Annotated in this window: 16 protein-coding genes; 11 read left to right on the top strand and 5 right to left on the bottom strand. The window is 62.9% G+C overall.

Going from position 1 to position 15,016, the window contains the following annotated elements:
• Positions 1–175 precede the first annotated feature (175 nt).
• The 4 genes from AC3WOY_RS13695 to AC3WOY_RS13680 all read left to right on the top strand — a co-directional run bounded on the left by AC3WOY_RS13695 (position 176) and on the right by AC3WOY_RS13680 (position 7,612).
• On the top strand, positions 176–2,644 hold the full coding sequence (locus tag AC3WOY_RS13695; protein WP_492424636.1) for a sensor domain-containing protein: 2,469 nt from the start codon (positions 176–178) through the stop codon (positions 2,642–2,644).
• Positions 2,645–2,773: 129 nt separating this feature from the next.
• Positions 2,774–4,978, top strand: coding sequence for a hybrid sensor histidine kinase/response regulator (locus AC3WOY_RS13690; RefSeq protein ID WP_492424634.1), 2,205 nt, complete (start codon positions 2,774–2,776; stop codon positions 4,976–4,978).
• Positions 4,979–5,049: 71 nt separating this feature from the next.
• Positions 5,050–5,286 (top strand): hypothetical protein, encoded by a 237-nt coding sequence (locus AC3WOY_RS13685; protein WP_492424632.1) that lies wholly within the window; start codon positions 5,050–5,052, stop codon positions 5,284–5,286.
• Between the two features lie 67 nt (positions 5,287–5,353).
• On the top strand, positions 5,354–7,612 hold the full coding sequence (locus AC3WOY_RS13680) for a PhoX family protein (RefSeq protein ID WP_492424630.1): 2,259 nt from the start codon (positions 5,354–5,356) through the stop codon (positions 7,610–7,612).
• 175 nt (positions 7,613–7,787) lie between these two features.
• Here the strand turns inward: AC3WOY_RS13680 and AC3WOY_RS13675 are convergent, their stop codons facing one another.
• A complete protein-coding gene (locus AC3WOY_RS13675) occupies positions 7,788–8,750 on the bottom strand; it encodes a LysR family transcriptional regulator (protein WP_492424628.1) in 963 nt (320 codons plus the stop codon).
• Positions 8,751–8,917: 167 nt separating this feature from the next.
• On the opposite strand from AC3WOY_RS13675, the gene AC3WOY_RS13670 reads away from it, so the two are divergent.
• Positions 8,918–9,214: a hypothetical protein gene (locus AC3WOY_RS13670; RefSeq protein WP_492424626.1), complete on the top strand. Its 297-nt coding sequence runs from the start codon at positions 8,918–8,920 to the stop codon at positions 9,212–9,214.
• A 32-nt stretch (positions 9,215–9,246) separates the two neighbouring features.
• On the top strand, positions 9,247–9,693 hold the full coding sequence (locus tag AC3WOY_RS13665; protein WP_492424624.1) for a DUF2798 domain-containing protein: 447 nt from the start codon (positions 9,247–9,249) through the stop codon (positions 9,691–9,693).
• A 70-nt stretch (positions 9,694–9,763) separates the two neighbouring features.
• On the opposite strand, the gene AC3WOY_RS13660 is transcribed toward AC3WOY_RS13665, so the two are convergent.
• The gene (locus AC3WOY_RS13660; RefSeq protein ID WP_492424622.1) at positions 9,764–9,952 is read right to left on the bottom strand and encodes a hypothetical protein; all 189 of its coding nucleotides are present in this window, start codon (positions 9,950–9,952) and stop codon (positions 9,764–9,766) included.
• A 112-nt stretch (positions 9,953–10,064) separates the two neighbouring features.
• On the opposite strand from AC3WOY_RS13660, the gene AC3WOY_RS13655 reads away from it, so the two are divergent.
• Positions 10,065–10,646 carry a DUF2242 domain-containing protein gene (locus AC3WOY_RS13655; protein WP_492424620.1) on the top strand — a complete coding sequence of 194 codons (582 nt, stop codon included), beginning with the start codon at positions 10,065–10,067 and terminating at the stop codon, positions 10,644–10,646.
• Between the two features lie 5 nt (positions 10,647–10,651).
• Positions 10,652–10,879 carry a DUF3820 family protein gene (locus AC3WOY_RS13650; protein WP_492429301.1) on the top strand — a complete coding sequence of 76 codons (228 nt, stop codon included), beginning with the start codon at positions 10,652–10,654 and terminating at the stop codon, positions 10,877–10,879.
• Here AC3WOY_RS13650 and AC3WOY_RS13645 read toward each other — a convergent pair.
• Entirely contained in the window at positions 10,870–11,814 is a 945-nt protein-coding gene (locus AC3WOY_RS13645) for an MYG1 family protein (protein WP_492424618.1), read from the bottom strand. The two genes, AC3WOY_RS13650 and AC3WOY_RS13645, sit on opposite strands and share 10 nt — an antisense overlap.
• A 67-nt stretch (positions 11,815–11,881) precedes the next feature.
• Positions 11,882–12,547: an SRPBCC family protein gene (locus AC3WOY_RS13640; protein ID WP_492424616.1), complete on the bottom strand. Its 666-nt coding sequence runs from the start codon at positions 12,545–12,547 to the stop codon at positions 11,882–11,884.
• A gap of 90 nt (positions 12,548–12,637) precedes the next feature.
• Between AC3WOY_RS13640 and AC3WOY_RS13635 the strand changes: the two genes are divergently transcribed.
• From AC3WOY_RS13635 to AC3WOY_RS13625, 3 genes are all read left to right on the top strand, one after another.
• Positions 12,638–12,832 carry a hypothetical protein gene (locus tag AC3WOY_RS13635; protein WP_492424614.1) on the top strand — a complete coding sequence of 65 codons (195 nt, stop codon included), beginning with the start codon at positions 12,638–12,640 and terminating at the stop codon, positions 12,830–12,832.
• Positions 12,833–12,909: 77 nt separating this feature from the next.
• Positions 12,910–13,317, top strand: a complete 408-nt coding sequence (locus AC3WOY_RS13630; protein ID WP_492424612.1) for a four-helix bundle copper-binding protein — start codon at positions 12,910–12,912, stop codon at positions 13,315–13,317.
• An 8-nt stretch (positions 13,318–13,325) separates the two neighbouring features.
• Entirely contained in the window at positions 13,326–13,541 is a 216-nt protein-coding gene (locus AC3WOY_RS13625; protein WP_492424610.1) for a hypothetical protein, read from the top strand.
• A 30-nt stretch (positions 13,542–13,571) separates the two neighbouring features.
• Here the strand turns inward: AC3WOY_RS13625 and AC3WOY_RS13620 are convergent, their stop codons facing one another.
• Positions 13,572–14,849, bottom strand: coding sequence for a cyclic di-GMP phosphodiesterase (locus tag AC3WOY_RS13620; RefSeq protein ID WP_492424608.1), 1,278 nt, complete (start codon positions 14,847–14,849; stop codon positions 13,572–13,574).
• Positions 14,850–15,016: the final 167 nt, after the last annotated feature.

The raw sequence follows: 15,016 nt of genomic DNA, 5'->3' as shown, positions 1-15,016 counted from the left end.
CACCGCAGCAAATGCACGGGCAGCGATTGATCTCAGTCAATCAATCCGGGAAAAGGCCAGGCGCGCGGCACTCCTTGTCCGGCCTGCCGACACTTCCTCAAAGAACCTTGTGCTGACGTGCCGGTCGAACCGGAAGGTTAAAAATCGGTTAAGAGCCACATTCGAAGGAACCGCGGTGCAGCCGCCTATCGATATCTATCGCACGATTGCCGAAAGCGCGGCCGATCCCATCTTCGTCAACGACCGAAGAGGGTGCGTGCTCTACGCCAACCCGGCGGCGGAAAAGATCTTTGGCTATTCCAAGGAGGAGTTCACTGGGGCCTGCCTGCACGACCTGATCCGACATCATCATCCCGATGGGACGCCCTTTCCCCGCGAGGAATGCCTGATGTTCCGCGCCCACTCCGGCGGCAAGAGCACGCACGACATCGTCGAGACTTTCGTCCGCAAGGATGGCAGCTTCGTCACGATGGCAGCGAGCATCGCACCTGCCTGCGTCGATGGCGAGCAGGAAGTCACGGTATTTTTCATGCGCGATGTCACCGAGCGCATCCACGCGCAACAGGCGCTGGCGGAAAGCGAGCAGCGTTTCAGGCTGATCACCGATTCCATGCCGCAACTCGTCTGGGTCATGTCGCCCGACGGCACGATCACTTACGTTAACGCACGTTTCCGCCAGTACGTAGGACCGCAGCTGAACATTGGCGCCGATTATGCCGCTGCCGTCCATCCCGACGACGTGCGCGCCACCCAGCAGGCCGTCGAACATGCACTGTGCGCGGGAATCGACTTTCGCATCGAACACCGCGGCAGGGCCGCCGACGGCAGCTATCGCTGGTTCCTCACGCACGGCGTGCCGCTGAAGGATGCCGAGGGAAAGATACTCGCGTGGTATGGCTGCTCCACCGACATCGATGACATCCGTCATGCAGGCGATGCCTTGCGGCGAAGCCAGGAAACAGTGCGCCTCGCGACGGAGCTGACCAATCTCGGGTTGTGGGAGTTCTACACGGAAACCGGAGAGCTGATCTGGGATGAAACCACCCGCCGCACCTATGGCGTGGCGCTGGAAGGTCCCGTCAACTACGACATCTTCATTGCCTGCATCCATCCCGATGACCGGGAGCGCGTCGACCGGGTGGCGCGCAAGTCCACCGTGCCCGGCAGCACCGGCCGCTTCTTCACCGAATACCGCATCATCCGCGCCAACGACGGCGCGGAACGCTGGCTCAAGGTCAACGGCGAGTCGCTGGTGGACCAGGATGGATATACCCGTTTCGTCGGAACCACGCTCGACATCACCGACATCAAGCTCGCCGAACAGCGCATACGCCAGGCGTCGCAGCGTGACCCGTTGACCGGCCTGCCCAATCGCGCCCTGCTGTTCGAGTACTGCGAGCACCTGCTGGCGATCGCGCATCGCACGCGCAGCAGCGGCGCGCTGCTGTTCATCGACCTCGACCGCTTCAAGCCGATCAACGATACATACGGCCACGGCATCGGCGACCAGGTGCTCAAGCAGGTGGCCAGGCGGCTCGGCGAGTGCACGCGGCAGGAAGACATCGTCGGCCGTCTCGGCGGCGACGAGTTCGTGGTCGCGCTGCCGCATCCGGATGACGTCTACGGTCCGGCCACGGTGGCGCGCAACATTGTCGACAAGATCAGCGAGCCCTATCACGTCGGCGACCTGCAGCTTTACATCTCGCCCTCGATCGGCATCAGCCTGTATCCGCGCCACGGCACCGATCTCGATGCCCTGATCAAGTGCGCCGATGCCGCCATGTACGAAGCCAAGAAGGCCGGCCGCAAACGCTACCGCTTCTACAATCCCGCCATCGACCAGGGCGCGGACCAGCATCTCCAGCTCGAACTGCGGCTGCGCGATGCGGTCGAGCGCGGAGGGTTCCTCCTGCTGTACCAGCCGGTGATGGATGTCGACAGCGCCACACCCTCGGGTGCGGAAGCCCTGCTGCGGCTTCCGATGCCGGATGGCGCCATGCTGACCCCGGCACAGTTCCTGCCCACTGCCGAAGCGGCCGGCCTGATCAACCGCATCGGCGAATGGGTCGCGCAGGAAGCCTGCCGCCAGCACCAGCAATGGCGCCAGGCCGGCCTGCCGGCGATCAGCATCGCCATCAATGTCGCGCCCCAGCAGTTCCGGCAGCGCTCCTTCATCCGTTACCTTGCCAACAGTATCGAAGACAGCGGCATGGACCCTTCATGCCTGCAGATCGAACTAAAAGAAAGCTCGGTGCTGGAAGACGTAAACGAAACCATCTCTGCCCTGGAAGAGATCCGCGCCCTCGGCATCCGCGTCGCGCTCGACGACTTCGGCGTCGGCTTTTCCAGCGTGCGACTGCTGAGCAGCCTGCCGATCGATGCGCTGAAAATCGACCAGTCCTTCGTCAGCCGCATCGGCCACGATGCAAAGAGCCAGGTGATTGCCGATACCGTGCTCGCGCTCGGACGCACCCTGAACCTGCAGGTCGTCGGCGAAGGCATCGAGTCGGAAGACATCTTCGATTACCTGCGCGGACACGGCTGCAACCAGGCACAGGGCTATTACTTCAGCGGGCCGCTCACGGCGGATGAGTTCGTCAACTGGTACCATGCGGCGCAGCCCGAGAGGCATGTCATACACTGAGCTTGCCCGCATACAACCTGATCAGCATCCCATCTGACGAATCCGCTTGACGGTATCCACCGGCAGTGGTTTCCTCTTGCCATCCACTCTTCCGCTGGCGGAACGCCGGCGAGACAACGACAACACTCCATGCGCATTCGAACCCGCCTGCTGTTGCTGGTCCTCGCTGTCCTGGTTCCAGCCTTTCTGGTGGCAGCTTTCGGCATTGTCTACATGTACAAGGAGGAGCGCGCCTTCCACCGCGAGAACATGCGCGAGACGGTTCGCGCGCTGGCGCTCGTCATCGACAAGGAAGTGGCCAGGAAGGAGGCATTGCTGCAGACGCTGGCTGCATCGCCCACGCTGGACCGCGGCGATTTCGAAGCCTTCTATCGCTACGCGCAGACGCTCGCCGCGCAACGCGACGTGGCCATCATCCTGCACCACGTCAACGGCATCGACCAGGTCATCAATACCCGCCTCCCCTACGGATCCGCCCTGCCGTCAATGCTGCCTGTTGCCCGCCAGCTGCGCAGCCAGTATCCGCCCGATGTCACGCTCATCACCAACCTCTACACGCCGCCGGTCGGGCAGGGACACAGTTTCGCCGTCCAGGTGCCGGTCATGCGCGGCGGCAAGGTGATGTACTACCTGGTGATGGGGTCTTACGTGAAAGAGTTGCAGTCGGTGTTCAACGAACAGGGGCTTCCCCAGGAATGGCATGCCGGGATCGTGGACCGCAACGGTGTCCTTCTCGCGCGCAGCAAGGACCCGGAGAAATTCGTGGGCATGCCGGTGCGCGAAGACTTTGCCGCTGCACTGCGCACCGGCGAGGGCTTCCATGAAGGCCGGACGCTTGCCGGCTTGCCGGCGACCGCCTTCTTCAGCCGTGCGCCGATTTCGGGATGGACTTTTTTCGTCAGCGTTCCCAGCAGCGTGCTCAAGCAGCCGGCCGAGAACGCCGCGCTGCTGATGGCTGCCATCTCGTTGTGCGTCATCGTACTGACCGCGCTTGCCGCCATCGCCATCGCGCGGCGCACGGCCCGATCGGTGGAATCCCTGCGCCGCTCGGCCGAGCGTCTCGGTCGCGGCGAGCGCATCGAGCACGTGCACACCGGCACGCTCGAGATCGATGCGGTGAACAACGCCATCGTGCGGGCGGGCGGCGACATCCGCGATGCGCGCGCCGGACTCGAACTGCGCGTGGCCGAAGCGGTGGCCTCCGCCGAACGATCGCAGCGCGCGCTGCTGCAGGCGCAGAAACTGGAAGCCCTGGGCCGCCTGACCGGCGGCATCGCCCACGATTTCAACAATGTGCTGCAGACCGTCTCCACGGGACTGGAGCTGGTCCACCTGCACACTGCCGAACCGCTTGCCGTCTCCGCCGTGGAAACCTGCAAGCGCGCCGTGCAACGCGCATCCGAGCTGACGCGGCAGCTCGCTGCATTCGGACGGGTGCAGGACGCGCGGCTGGAGACCATCGACCCGAACCGGCAACTGACGGAAATGAAGACACTGCTGCACAGCGGGCTGCGCGCCGACATCGATTTCCAGCTGGACGTTCCGCCGCAACTCTGGCCGGTGACGGTCGATCCATTGCAGTTCGAACTGGCGCTGCTGAACCTGACCATCAACGCACGCGACGCCATGCCGGCGGGCGGCATCCTGCAACTGCAGGCGCGCAATGAAACGATCCATATCCAGGCGGGAGAGCTTGCCCCCGGCGACTATCTCCGGCTGACCGTGGCCGACAACGGCGAAGGCATGTCGGCCGAGGTGCTGGCCAAGGCCCTCGATCCCTTCTTCACCACCAAGAGCGTCGGCAAGGGATCAGGCATGGGACTGCCGCAGGCCTATGGATTCGCGCGCCAGAGCGGCGGCACGCTCATCCTGCGCAGCCGCCCCGGCGAAGGAACGCAGGTCGTGCTCTACCTGCCGCGCGCCGGCCGGCCGGCAGATGTGCCGCGCCCGGACAACCGGCTGCCGGAGCGCAAGGCCGGAAGCGAAATGGTGCTGTTCGTGGAAGATGACCCGCTGGTGCGCGACGTCGTGCCGCCTGCCCTGAAGGATGCTGGTTTCCGTGTGGTGTGGGCCGCCGACGGCGAACAGGCGTTGCGCATGCTGGATGCCGGCGAGCGTATCGACCTGTTGTTCACCGACATTGTCATGCCTGGTTCCCTCAACGGCATCGATCTGGCGCAACAGGTGCAGGCCCGCTTCCCCGCCGTGCGCGTCGTGCTCGCTACCGGTTATACGGAACAGCGGGTGCAGCTTCCCGGCGTGCGTACGCTCGCCAAACCCTATGAAGTCTCACAAGCTGTCGACGCCCTGCTTGATTCGCTGCATGGCGTGTAAGAGATTTTCTGTCATCAAAGCTTCATCTTCCTGTCATTTTGCGGTCATGCGTGCGACGTAGCATGCCGCCCGTGGACAAGTTCCTTCATTTCTCCGGAATCGACATCGTGAATCCCGACATCGTCATCGTGCGTGACGGCGACGCCTATCGGCTGTTGCATGGCCATCTGCGGCTGGCCAACGTCTTGCGCGCCGCGGACGAAATCGAAGTCGATGTCCAGGGAGAAGGGCCGGTCAAGGTAAGAAAAACGAGAAACGGCTACGTGGTCGGCACCGATACGCGGCGGCTCCCGCTTTACCGCGACTGAACACGCCGTCCACTGGGCACAGACAACAGAAATCAATATCGACAACATCCGCAAAAGGACAGAATCAATGAACGACCTCACCAGGCACGACCTGCTGGCCGACCCGGAAGATATCGGCACCAACAACTCCAGCAACCCGACCTTTGACAGCGTACTGCAGGCGCGCCTGAGCCGCCGCTCGCTGCTCAAAGGCTCGTTCGGCCTGGCGACCACCGCCTTCTTCGGCACCGGCCTCACCGCCTGCGGCGGATCGGGCGATGCGGTTGCCGCATCCACGACCACCGAGACCAAGACGCTCAAGCTGAACTTCAATGCCGTCGCCAAGAGCGTGGCCGATGCGCTGAGCGTACCGGCCGGCTACACCGCCACCGTGCTGTTCCGCCTCGGCGACCCGCTCGCCGCCAGCGTGGCCGACTACAAGAATGACGGCACCGATACCGCCGCCTCCTTCGCGCAGCGCGCCGGCGACCACCACGACGGCATGCACTACTTCGGCCTCGGCGCCGACGGCAAGTACAGCGCGAGCGCCAGCGACCGCGGCCTGCTGGTGCTGAACCATGAAGCCATCACCCCCGCCTTCCTGCACAAGGATGGCGTCACCATCGACGGCACCGCGGTCACCAAGTATCCGTCGACGATCACCAACACGATGACCCGCACGGTCGCCGATGAAGTGATCAAGGAAATGAATGCGCACGGCGTGAGCGTCATCGAAGTCGCGAAGAACGGCAGCACCGTCACCTACAAGAAGGATTCGGCCTTCAACCGCCGCATCACCACCTTCACCGAAATGACCTTGTCCGGCCCGGCAGCAAAGACGCCGTACATGATCACCGCCTATTCGCCCGACGGCTCAAAGACGCGCGGCACCATCAACAACTGCGGCAACGGCTACACGCCCTGGGGCACCTACCTCACCACCGAGGAAAACTGGGCCGGTTACTTCCGTCGCATCACCGCCACCGACAATCCGGCCCGCACCGCAAAGGAACTGGCTTCCTTCGCCCGCTACGGCGTTGCCGGCACCGGCCGCGAACTGTGGGCGACCGCCACCGCGACCGATCCCGCCGACACCTCGTTCTCGCGCTGGAACGCGATGAAGACCGGCACGTCCGCCAACGGCTCCGACGACTTCCGCAACGCCGCCAATACCTACGGCTGGATCGTCGAGATCGACCCGTTCAACCCGACGTCCACGCCGAAGAAACGCACCGCGCTGGGCCGCTTCGCCCACGAAGGCGCATGGCCTGGTCCGGTCGTGCCGGGCAAGCCGCTGGTCTGGTACATGGGCTGCGATTCGCGCAACGAATACATCTACAAGTACGTATCCAACGCGGTCTGGGATCCGGCCGACGTGAACAAGGGCCTTGCCGCCGGCGACAAGTACCTCGATGACGGCAAGCTGTATGTCGCGAAGTTCAATGCCGACGGCAGCGGCCAGTGGGTCGAGCTGAAGTTCGGCAGCAACGGCATCACGGCATCGAACACCGCCTATGCTTTCGCCGACCAGGCCGATGTGCTGATCAATGCGCGTCTCGCCGCCGATGCCGCAGGCGCGACGAAGATGGACCGTCCGGAATGGGGCGCGGTCAACCCGGCCAACGGCGAGGTCTACATGACCCTGACCAACACCAATTCCTCCAGCCGCCCGATCGCCAATGTGGACGCCGCCAACCCGCGCTTCTACAACGATCCGAAGGGCAGCGCGGGCACGGCGCAGAAGGGCAATCCCAACGGCCACATCATCCGCTGGGCGGAGAACAACGGCGATGTGACGGCGACCGGATTCAAGTGGGATGTGTTCCTGTTCGGCGCGCGTTCCACTGCGGATGCGAACAACATCAATGTCTCCAATTTGACCGCGGCGAACGATTTCTCCAGCCCGGACGGACTGTGGTTTGCGCCGAGCACGGGGCTGCTGTGGATCCAGACGGATGACGGCGCCTATACCGATGTGACCAACTGCATGCTGCTGGCTGCGGTGGCGGGCAAGGTGGGCGATGGGGCGAAGAAGACCATCAACAATGTCGATGGCACTACGACCAAGTCTGTGGAGACCTATGTGGGTGCTTCCCTGGGTGAGACCAACCTGCGGCGCTTCCTCGTCGGGCCCAAGGAGTGCGAGATCACCGGTATCGCCGAGACGCCGGATGGGAAGGCGCTGTTCGTGAATATCCAGCATCCGGGGGAGGATACGGCGCCTGCGTTTGCTAATCCGGCTTCCTTTGGCAGCCACTGGCCGGATGGCGGGAATGCCCGGCCGCGGTCGGCTACTGTTGTCATTACCCGTAATGATGGGGGGACGATTGGGGGTGGGTTGGCTTGATGTTGCCTTGGTCGTGATGAGGGGGCCGTCCGGTGCCTGGTTGCATCGGGCGGCTTTTTCTTTCTTCGGTGCCCCGGGACTGGCCCCGGGGTAGGAGCCAACTACATCGGTAACACTTGTGTTCACTCACATCGGTGATAGTCACTTGATGAGGGCGGAAACCATGCTGCGGCACTTAACGAATAATCCCCGCCTTCGCAAACGTCTCACTCGTCGTCCCGCTCAAATGCCCGCGCAACCACTTATGCGCAGGGCTCCGCGTATCCCTCTCATGCCACAGCATGTCCACATGCACATTCGGCAAATCAAACGGCAGTTCCTTGGTGATCAGCGCACCGGTGATGCCAGTGGAAGCAATCAGGTGGCGCGGCAGCACCGTAATCAGGTCCGAAGTCGCCACGACCCGGCCCGCGGTGAAGAACTGGTTCACCGTCAGCAGGATGCGCCGCTCGCGCCCGATCTTGGCCAAGGCCTCATCCACCAGGCCATGCGCGCGGCCGGAGAAGCTCACCAGCAGGTGGTTCGCGTCGCAGTAGCTGTCTACCGTCAGCTCCTCTTGCGCCAGCGGATGGTCCTTGCGCATCACGCAGACATAGCGCCCTGAATACAGCTGCTCGTGCCGGATCGGCGAAACCGAGGTGCCCTGTCCGCCGGCAAGCTGCGCCGTCACGCCGGGGAAAAAGCCGACGGCGAGGTCGATGTCGCCGCGCAGCAGCATCGGGCGCGGTTCGCGTGTGGTCAGCGGCACCATGCGGATGGTCAGCTTCGGCGCCTCCCGTTCGATGGAACGCACCAGCGCCGGCAACCACAATGCCGCCGTCGCGTCAGCCATTGCAAGGCGGAAAGTATTGTGCGCGTTGGCAATGTCGAAATTTTGCTCTGGAGCAATCGCCTCTTCCAGCGCGGAGAGCGCCTGGCGAACGGCCGGCCACAGGTTTTCGGCACGCGGCGTGGGTTTTACGCCATGCGCGGTCCGGATCAGGAGTTCGTCGCCGAGGGAGTCGCGCAAGCGGCGCAGGGCATTCGATACGGCGGGCTGGGTCATGGCCAGGCGGCTGGCGGCACGCGTCAGGTTCTGTTCCGTCATCACCGCATCAAACACGCGGAGCAGGTTCAAATCCAGTGTGAGAAAACTCATGCTTTTGCCCTAATGCATTGATTAATAAAAAGAAAAATATTTTCATGGTATTCATGAAGAGTATAGCTGATATGCCGAAAAGAAATTGGTTATATAACTGACCCGTGCATATACTGCGATGCAGCAAAAGAGTATTTGTGCTGTGAAATATTGCCTAGGAGTAAAAAATGTCGGTTCTATCCCTCGCTTTTCCCGTCGAAGCCATTGCCGCCAACGCGCTGGCTGTCGCCCGCCCCCTGCTGGGCCTTGGTGTTCTCGCCGCCCTGATGGTGGTATTCAAGCCCCTGCTGGTCGGTATGCTGCGTGCAGCCCTGCTGGTGATCAAGCCCCGCAAGTCGCTGGAAGAGCGCTCCCAGCGCAGCATGCTGCAAAGCGTGCTGATGCTCAATCGCATGGCCCGCGAATTCGACGGCGTCCAGCCGAGCCTGGCCAACGAACTGCGCGCGATCGCATCGCGTCAGTAAGTGTGAACTAATTCCGGCATCGGGAGCCAAACATGTCCACTTTCGCGCATTCGACCATTGCAACCCGTTCGTTCGCCTACCATCGTCCTGGAAATGGCGCGTTCGGCCAGTTGGTGCATCGCCTGCGGCGTTCGCGCAGCCTGGCGTCGATGCTGCCGGCCCTGCTGTTCAGCGGGCTGATGACACTGGTCGTCACTGCGGTGATGCATGTGACTTCGGGCGCGATTGCGGATGGTTTCGCCGGACGCTGGATGGAAAGCTGGCTGACCGCCTGGCCGATCGCCTTTCCGGTTGCCTACCTGACCGGACCTGCGGTGCTGAGGCTGGCGGCGGCGATTTCCGCGCCGGCACGGATGCAGGCACGCTACCCCGGCCTCGCGTTCGACGATATCGCGGATGCTTCGCGCCGTGTCACGCGTCGCAATGGATTTGCAGTTTTGCGCGGCCTGAAGCCGGCACACGACTTCAGCGCGGTGTAATCCGGACAGTTGTCTCCTCCTCCCTCCTAAGGAAGGATTGGCCCCGCCAGCTACCGCTCGCGGGGCTTTTTTACGCCTTGTCGATGATGTGCCGGGCGGCTTCCAGCGCCTCCGACAGCGCGGCGCTTTCGCTCGCTGCGTATTGTTCGGCGCTGTAGCGCGGCGGCCGGTCGTCCAGCACGAACCACCAGTCCCAGCGCGAACCGACGCGCTCGATATGCACCTCGATCTTCCGGTCCTTGTAATGATGTTCCGTCATGTAAGCATTTCTCCGGATGCGTGCGGCCAAACCGTTCCGCCGAAATTGGTCAAAGGGGATGTTTCCGCAAGCGATAGGCTCTAAGATACACACTCTTCAGGAGGTGTCATACATGCAGGCCCTGCGTCCGCTTAACAAACTTGCCATGCTTCTCGCCGCCGCCGGTCTTGCCGCGTGCTCGACCACGGCGACCAACCAGAAGGTCACGATCCAGGAAGACTTCGCTTCCACGGACATCCATGCGCACAGCTTTCCGGGGACGGACAAGGCGACCTGCGAGGCGGCGCGGCGCGCGCTGCTGAGCCAGGGCTACGTGATCCATGAGTCGAGCGCGGCGCTGGTCCGCGGCCGCAAGAATTTCCAGCCGGGCTCGGACGTGCACGTGCAGATCGAATTCCACGTCGTCTGCGCACCCGACAGCAAGGGCAGCAACAGCACCACCGCCTTCGCCAATGCCGTGCGTGACCGCTATTCGCTCAAGAAGAGCAGCACCTCTGCCAGCCTCGGCGTGCCTGCGCTCGGCTCGCTCTCGGTCCCCTTCGGCATGAGCGACGAATCGCTGGTCAGGGTCGCCAGCGAAACCATTGCCAACAAGCTGTTCTACGAGCGCTTCTTCGCCCTGGTCGAACGCTATTTCGACGACTCCGCCGTGCCGGAGGAGGAAAGCACGGTCAACAGCATGAGCGAGCAGTGAGCCCTATCGATCCTGCCCTGCTGGAGTTGCTCGTTACGCGTGAAATGCCCTTCGGCAAATACAAGGGCCGCCTGATCGCCGACCTGCCGGGGCATTACCTGAACTGGTTTGCGCGGGAAGGTTTCCCGCCCGGCGAGATCGGACGTCTTATCGCGCTGATGCAGGAGCTCGACCACAACGGGCTGTCGTCCCTGCTCGATCCCCTGCGCCACAAACCGCGCGTCTATCGCTGAACGGCGGCCAGCGCCTGCCGCGCCATCTCCAGTGCGCCTTCGCAGGAGCGCGCCGCGGCGATGAACAGGTTGTTGTGGCAAAACACGGCATCGGCTACGCCGGTGACCGCGGCCAGTTCATCGCCCTGCAATCCCGCCCAGGCTTGCGGCAGGTCCGCGCGCGCCTCGAAGGTGTCCGGATTGGCCGGCACCGTATGCAGCATGTAGCGGTTGTCCGCGATGCTGTAGCTGATCACGAACAGCACCTTCGGCATTTCGTTGCGCACGATCGACGTCCACGGCAGCGCTCCGTTATCGATGTAAAGCAGGCGCCCTTCCTCCAGCACCTGCGCCTTGCGCACGCGGTCAAGCGCCAGCGTGCTGCCCACGCGGTACTTCACCTGGTTGACGAGCACGTCGACGATGAACTCCATCGCGCGGCGGAACTGCTTCAGGCGCATCGCCTCCGCCGCATCGACGCTGCCGGCGACCTGCTCGTCCAGCCAGGTCGGGTTGAAACCGGACACTACGGCCGACAGGCCGTATCCGCCGGGCGCATTGCGCGCCGTGCCCGTATCGGACATGTCGAGGTATTGCACCAGGTCGGCATCGATGGCCCAGGCGATCTGCTGCGCTTCCTCCTCGGCGAGCGCGTGGTTTGTATGTTGTTGCGCCAGCAGCGCCACGCAGCGCGCGCCATGCGCGCGCCACACCAGGCCGGCGCTGGCATACACCACGCCCGACTGGCGCGCGCCCGAAAAGCCTTTCTGGTGATGGTCGAAGCGTCCGGCTTGCGGATCCCAGATGCCGCCGACGTCGACGGCGAAGTCGGCCATGCGGATCTGCTCCTGGTCGCGCGTGCGCACCAGCGTGCATCCGGGGAAGACGATGTCCAGCACGGCCACGGCCCAGACGTCGTCGGCGTGGAATTTTCCGGAGTGGGTGGCGATGATCATGGGCGCAGGCAGAAAAATCAGGAAACGTGCATTCTAAGCCGTGCGCCGCGATGATGCGTCCTTCCTCTTATTTCGATGGCGGCACTGACCGTTCGATCGACTGCTTGAGGTTGGTTTTGTCCTCAGGCTTCGCTGCCTTGCCCATTGCGTCCACCGGATCGGTTTCACCCGGCACCGGCGCGTTGAAATCCAGCGGCATTTGCCCCACGCGCCGCGCCTGGTCTGACTGCTGGTCGAAACTCTGCTCTTCTGCGACCGAGTAACGGCCATCCCCGGCATCCTCTTCCGGCGACTGCGTCGTCTCGCCGGTTTCCGAACCGCGCTCTTCAATGAACTGCTTCAGGCGAGCAAGGTCGTCCTCGATGCGCCGGGCAACCATGTCCTCCGGATTGCCGTTGCGCTCCGCCGGCACCAGCGCAGGGTCGCACTCCACCGTCATGATGACGCGCGCCTTGCCGTCGCCGACCGGCTGCAGCTCGACCTTGCCCGCCTGCATCGGACCGCCGTCATTTCGCCACGCGATGCAGCGGTCGGGAATCTGTTCGACGATTTCCGAGTCCCACTCCAGCGGCTGGTAAGACATCTTCGCCGACCAGTGCAGGTGGGTGTCGTCGAGCTGGTGCACGGTTTCAACATCCTGCATGAAGCGAGGGTAATCCTCGAACTGCGTGAGCTGGTTGTAGACGACGTGCACCGGTACGCCGACATCGATCGATTGCTGGATTCTTGCCATGATGAACCTCCGTTTTTGTGTAAGAGCGCAAGTTCCCGCACAAGTTGCGTCGATGTGCACAGGACGGAAACCGGATTGCGAGGTACCACAATGAGAGCAGACAGCGCGCTTTCCCATCTCCACGATCATGAACGGTGCATTGCCCTCCTGCAGGACGGTTCGAAGCGCGAGGTATGGTGGAGCCGGGACGACTGGACCTTCTTCTATCCCGACACCGATCCGCCGGCGCCTTGCAGTTTCGAGCAGATCAAGGAGTGGCGGCCGGCATCCATCGATCCGCATTAGGAACGGATGTTGCGTACCTCCTTTGTTTGCGCGCCCGCGCGCGCCACCGCATGTGAATTTTTCCGATGAAGGAGTAAATGATGCAAACGATGGCCTCATCCTCGATGCAGCACTGCATCGACGACTGCCTGCACTGTTATCGCACCTGCCTGCAGACAGCCATGAATCATTGCCTGGAAGCAGGCGGACGGCATACCGAGCCGGAGCACTTCCGCCTGATGATGAACTGCGCGGACATCTGCCGCACCGCCGCCGAATTCATGCTCGCCAGTTCGTCCGTGCATGCTCCCGTATGCGCTGCATGCGCCGAGGTATGCGACGCCTGTGCGCAGAGCTGCGAGCAGATCGGGGAAATGGAGGAATGCGTGCAGGCCTGCCGGACCTGCATGGACTCCTGCCGCCAGATGGCGCAGGGACTGGAGCTGGGTAAATTCAGCGGTCAGACAGCCGGTATTGGCATGCTGCAAGACCGCCTGCCGATGTAGGACACCACATGATGCATACACCGCCTGAAAATCCGCCGCATGCACCGCCGGAAGTGCCGGTGACGCCGGTACCCGGGCCGGACATCCAGCCGGGCTACCGGCCGGAGCCGGAAATTCCTTCCTTGCCGCCCGATACGTTCGATCCTGGCGCGCCTTCGGAACCGGAAGTGGTGCCCGACACATCGCCGGCCGAAATTCCAATGCCGGGCGAGGCATCCGCCTGAGGAGGCCATGCCTGAAATGGTTGCCGGGGTTCACTTCTTCTGTGTCTTCTGCGGCAGGTCGAAGTAATAGTTCATCCGGCGGCGCGGCGCCAGGTATTCGAGTGTCGCGCGGGGCAGCTGCGCCGGCCGCAGGCATTCCGCGATCTGCAGGTCAGGTTCGGCTTCGAGGTCGAGCACGACGGCTTCACTGCTGGGGACATCGGGGTCGTGGATCAGGACACTCGGGCGCAGCGGCTTGCTGGAATTGACCGCGACAACCAGTCCCAGGGTGCCGTCGGACAGCTTCACCACCGTGCCCGGCGGATAGACGCCGAGGCAACGGATGAAAATGCCCAGCGGCCCCGCGTCGAGCTGGTTGCGCTTTTGCGCATACATGTGCGACAGCGCGGCAAACGGCGACAGCGAGTCGGCCGGGTTGATGCGGTTGCACAGGTTGTCATAGGTGTTGACGATCGCGACGATGCGCGTCAGGGGCGATATCTGGTCGCCCTTCAGGTGGTTCGGATAGCCGCTGCCGTCCATGCATTCATGGTGCTGCAGGATGATCTCGGTCGCCTTTTTCGACAGGCCGAGCTTCTGCGCGATGGGCAGGCCGTAAACACAATGCTGCTCCAGCAGGTGCTGCTCGGCGCGCGTGAGGCCGCTGCCTTTCATCAGCACCTTGTCCGGGATGTCGAGCTTGCCGATGTCATGGAACAGGCAGCCGAAGCCGAGCTCCTTCACTTCTTCCCTGCCCAGCTTCATCTGCTTGGCCACCATCATCGCCAGCACCGACACGTTGAGCGAATGGAAATACATGTCCTCGCCGCCGTACTTGTCCTTCATCAGATGGATCGCAATGTCGCGATCGGTGAGGACCGAGTCCACCATTTCGTCGACCAGTTCGTTGGCGCGCTGGTAGGCTTCCTGCGGCTTGGCGAAGAGGTTGCTGTTGATCGCCTTCAGGGTGCCTGCGGTCTTGAGGAACTGGCGTTCGCACTCGACAACCGCGGCACGCTGCTGGTTGATGCGCTCCAGGCGTTCGCGCTTGGTCCTGGCCATTTCGCTTTCTGCGGGGGCGGCCTGCGTTCCGGCCGCAGGCGCCAGCGACTCCGGGGAGGCGGGTTCGGGCACGACGTCGCAGCGGGCGGGATCAATGCGGATCTTCTTCAGGCCGAGCTGCCGGAGCTTGACGAGCTGTTCCTCGTTCTTGATCTTGAAGCTGTTGCGCGCGAAATCATGATCCAGCCAATGCAGGTCGAGGATGACGAACATCCCGACCTGCAATTGCTCGATCACGATCGGATAGGATTTTGTCTGAACGTTCATGGGGGAGCGGCTAAATGCCGACTGGACATTCTAGCAGCGGCCCGAAGGGAAATCCCTAGCTGGGCACTATGGAAAATTTGCCAATTTTTCCTCCTCCTTGTTCTGCATCAAGCCCGGGGCAGCGCCGCTTCGTAACCTGTCTGTACGAATCCCTCCGACAGGCGGCG

The sequence above is a fragment of the Noviherbaspirillum sp. FW303-A3 genome, assembly GCF_058788695.1.
This window is presented reverse-complemented; position numbering and strand designations above follow the sequence as displayed.

Coding starts and splice junctions, on each gene's coding strand:
- AC3WOY_RS13675 (WP_492424628.1), bottom strand. CDS start 8,750: ATGAGTTTTCTCACACTGGATTTGAACCTGCTCCGCGTGTTTGATGCG.
- AC3WOY_RS13630 (WP_492424612.1), top strand. CDS start 12,910: ATGATGCAAACGATGGCCTCATCCTCGATGCAGCACTGCATCGACGAC.
- AC3WOY_RS13640 (WP_492424616.1), bottom strand. CDS start 12,547: ATGGCAAGAATCCAGCAATCGATCGATGTCGGCGTACCGGTGCACGTC.
- AC3WOY_RS13690 (WP_492424634.1), top strand. CDS start 2,774: ATGCGCATTCGAACCCGCCTGCTGTTGCTGGTCCTCGCTGTCCTGGTT.
- AC3WOY_RS13645 (WP_492424618.1), bottom strand. CDS start 11,814: ATGATCATCGCCACCCACTCCGGAAAATTCCACGCCGACGACGTCTGG.
- AC3WOY_RS13670 (WP_492424626.1), top strand. CDS start 8,918: ATGTCGGTTCTATCCCTCGCTTTTCCCGTCGAAGCCATTGCCGCCAAC.
- AC3WOY_RS13680 (WP_492424630.1), top strand. CDS start 5,354: ATGAACGACCTCACCAGGCACGACCTGCTGGCCGACCCGGAAGATATC.
- AC3WOY_RS13655 (WP_492424620.1), top strand. CDS start 10,065: ATGCAGGCCCTGCGTCCGCTTAACAAACTTGCCATGCTTCTCGCCGCC.
- AC3WOY_RS13625 (WP_492424610.1), top strand. CDS start 13,326: ATGATGCATACACCGCCTGAAAATCCGCCGCATGCACCGCCGGAAGTG.
- AC3WOY_RS13665 (WP_492424624.1), top strand. CDS start 9,247: ATGTCCACTTTCGCGCATTCGACCATTGCAACCCGTTCGTTCGCCTAC.
- AC3WOY_RS13635 (WP_492424614.1), top strand. CDS start 12,638: ATGAGAGCAGACAGCGCGCTTTCCCATCTCCACGATCATGAACGGTGC.
- AC3WOY_RS13660 (WP_492424622.1), bottom strand. CDS start 9,952: ATGACGGAACATCATTACAAGGACCGGAAGATCGAGGTGCATATCGAG.
- AC3WOY_RS13620 (WP_492424608.1), bottom strand. CDS start 14,849: ATGAACGTTCAGACAAAATCCTATCCGATCGTGATCGAGCAATTGCAG.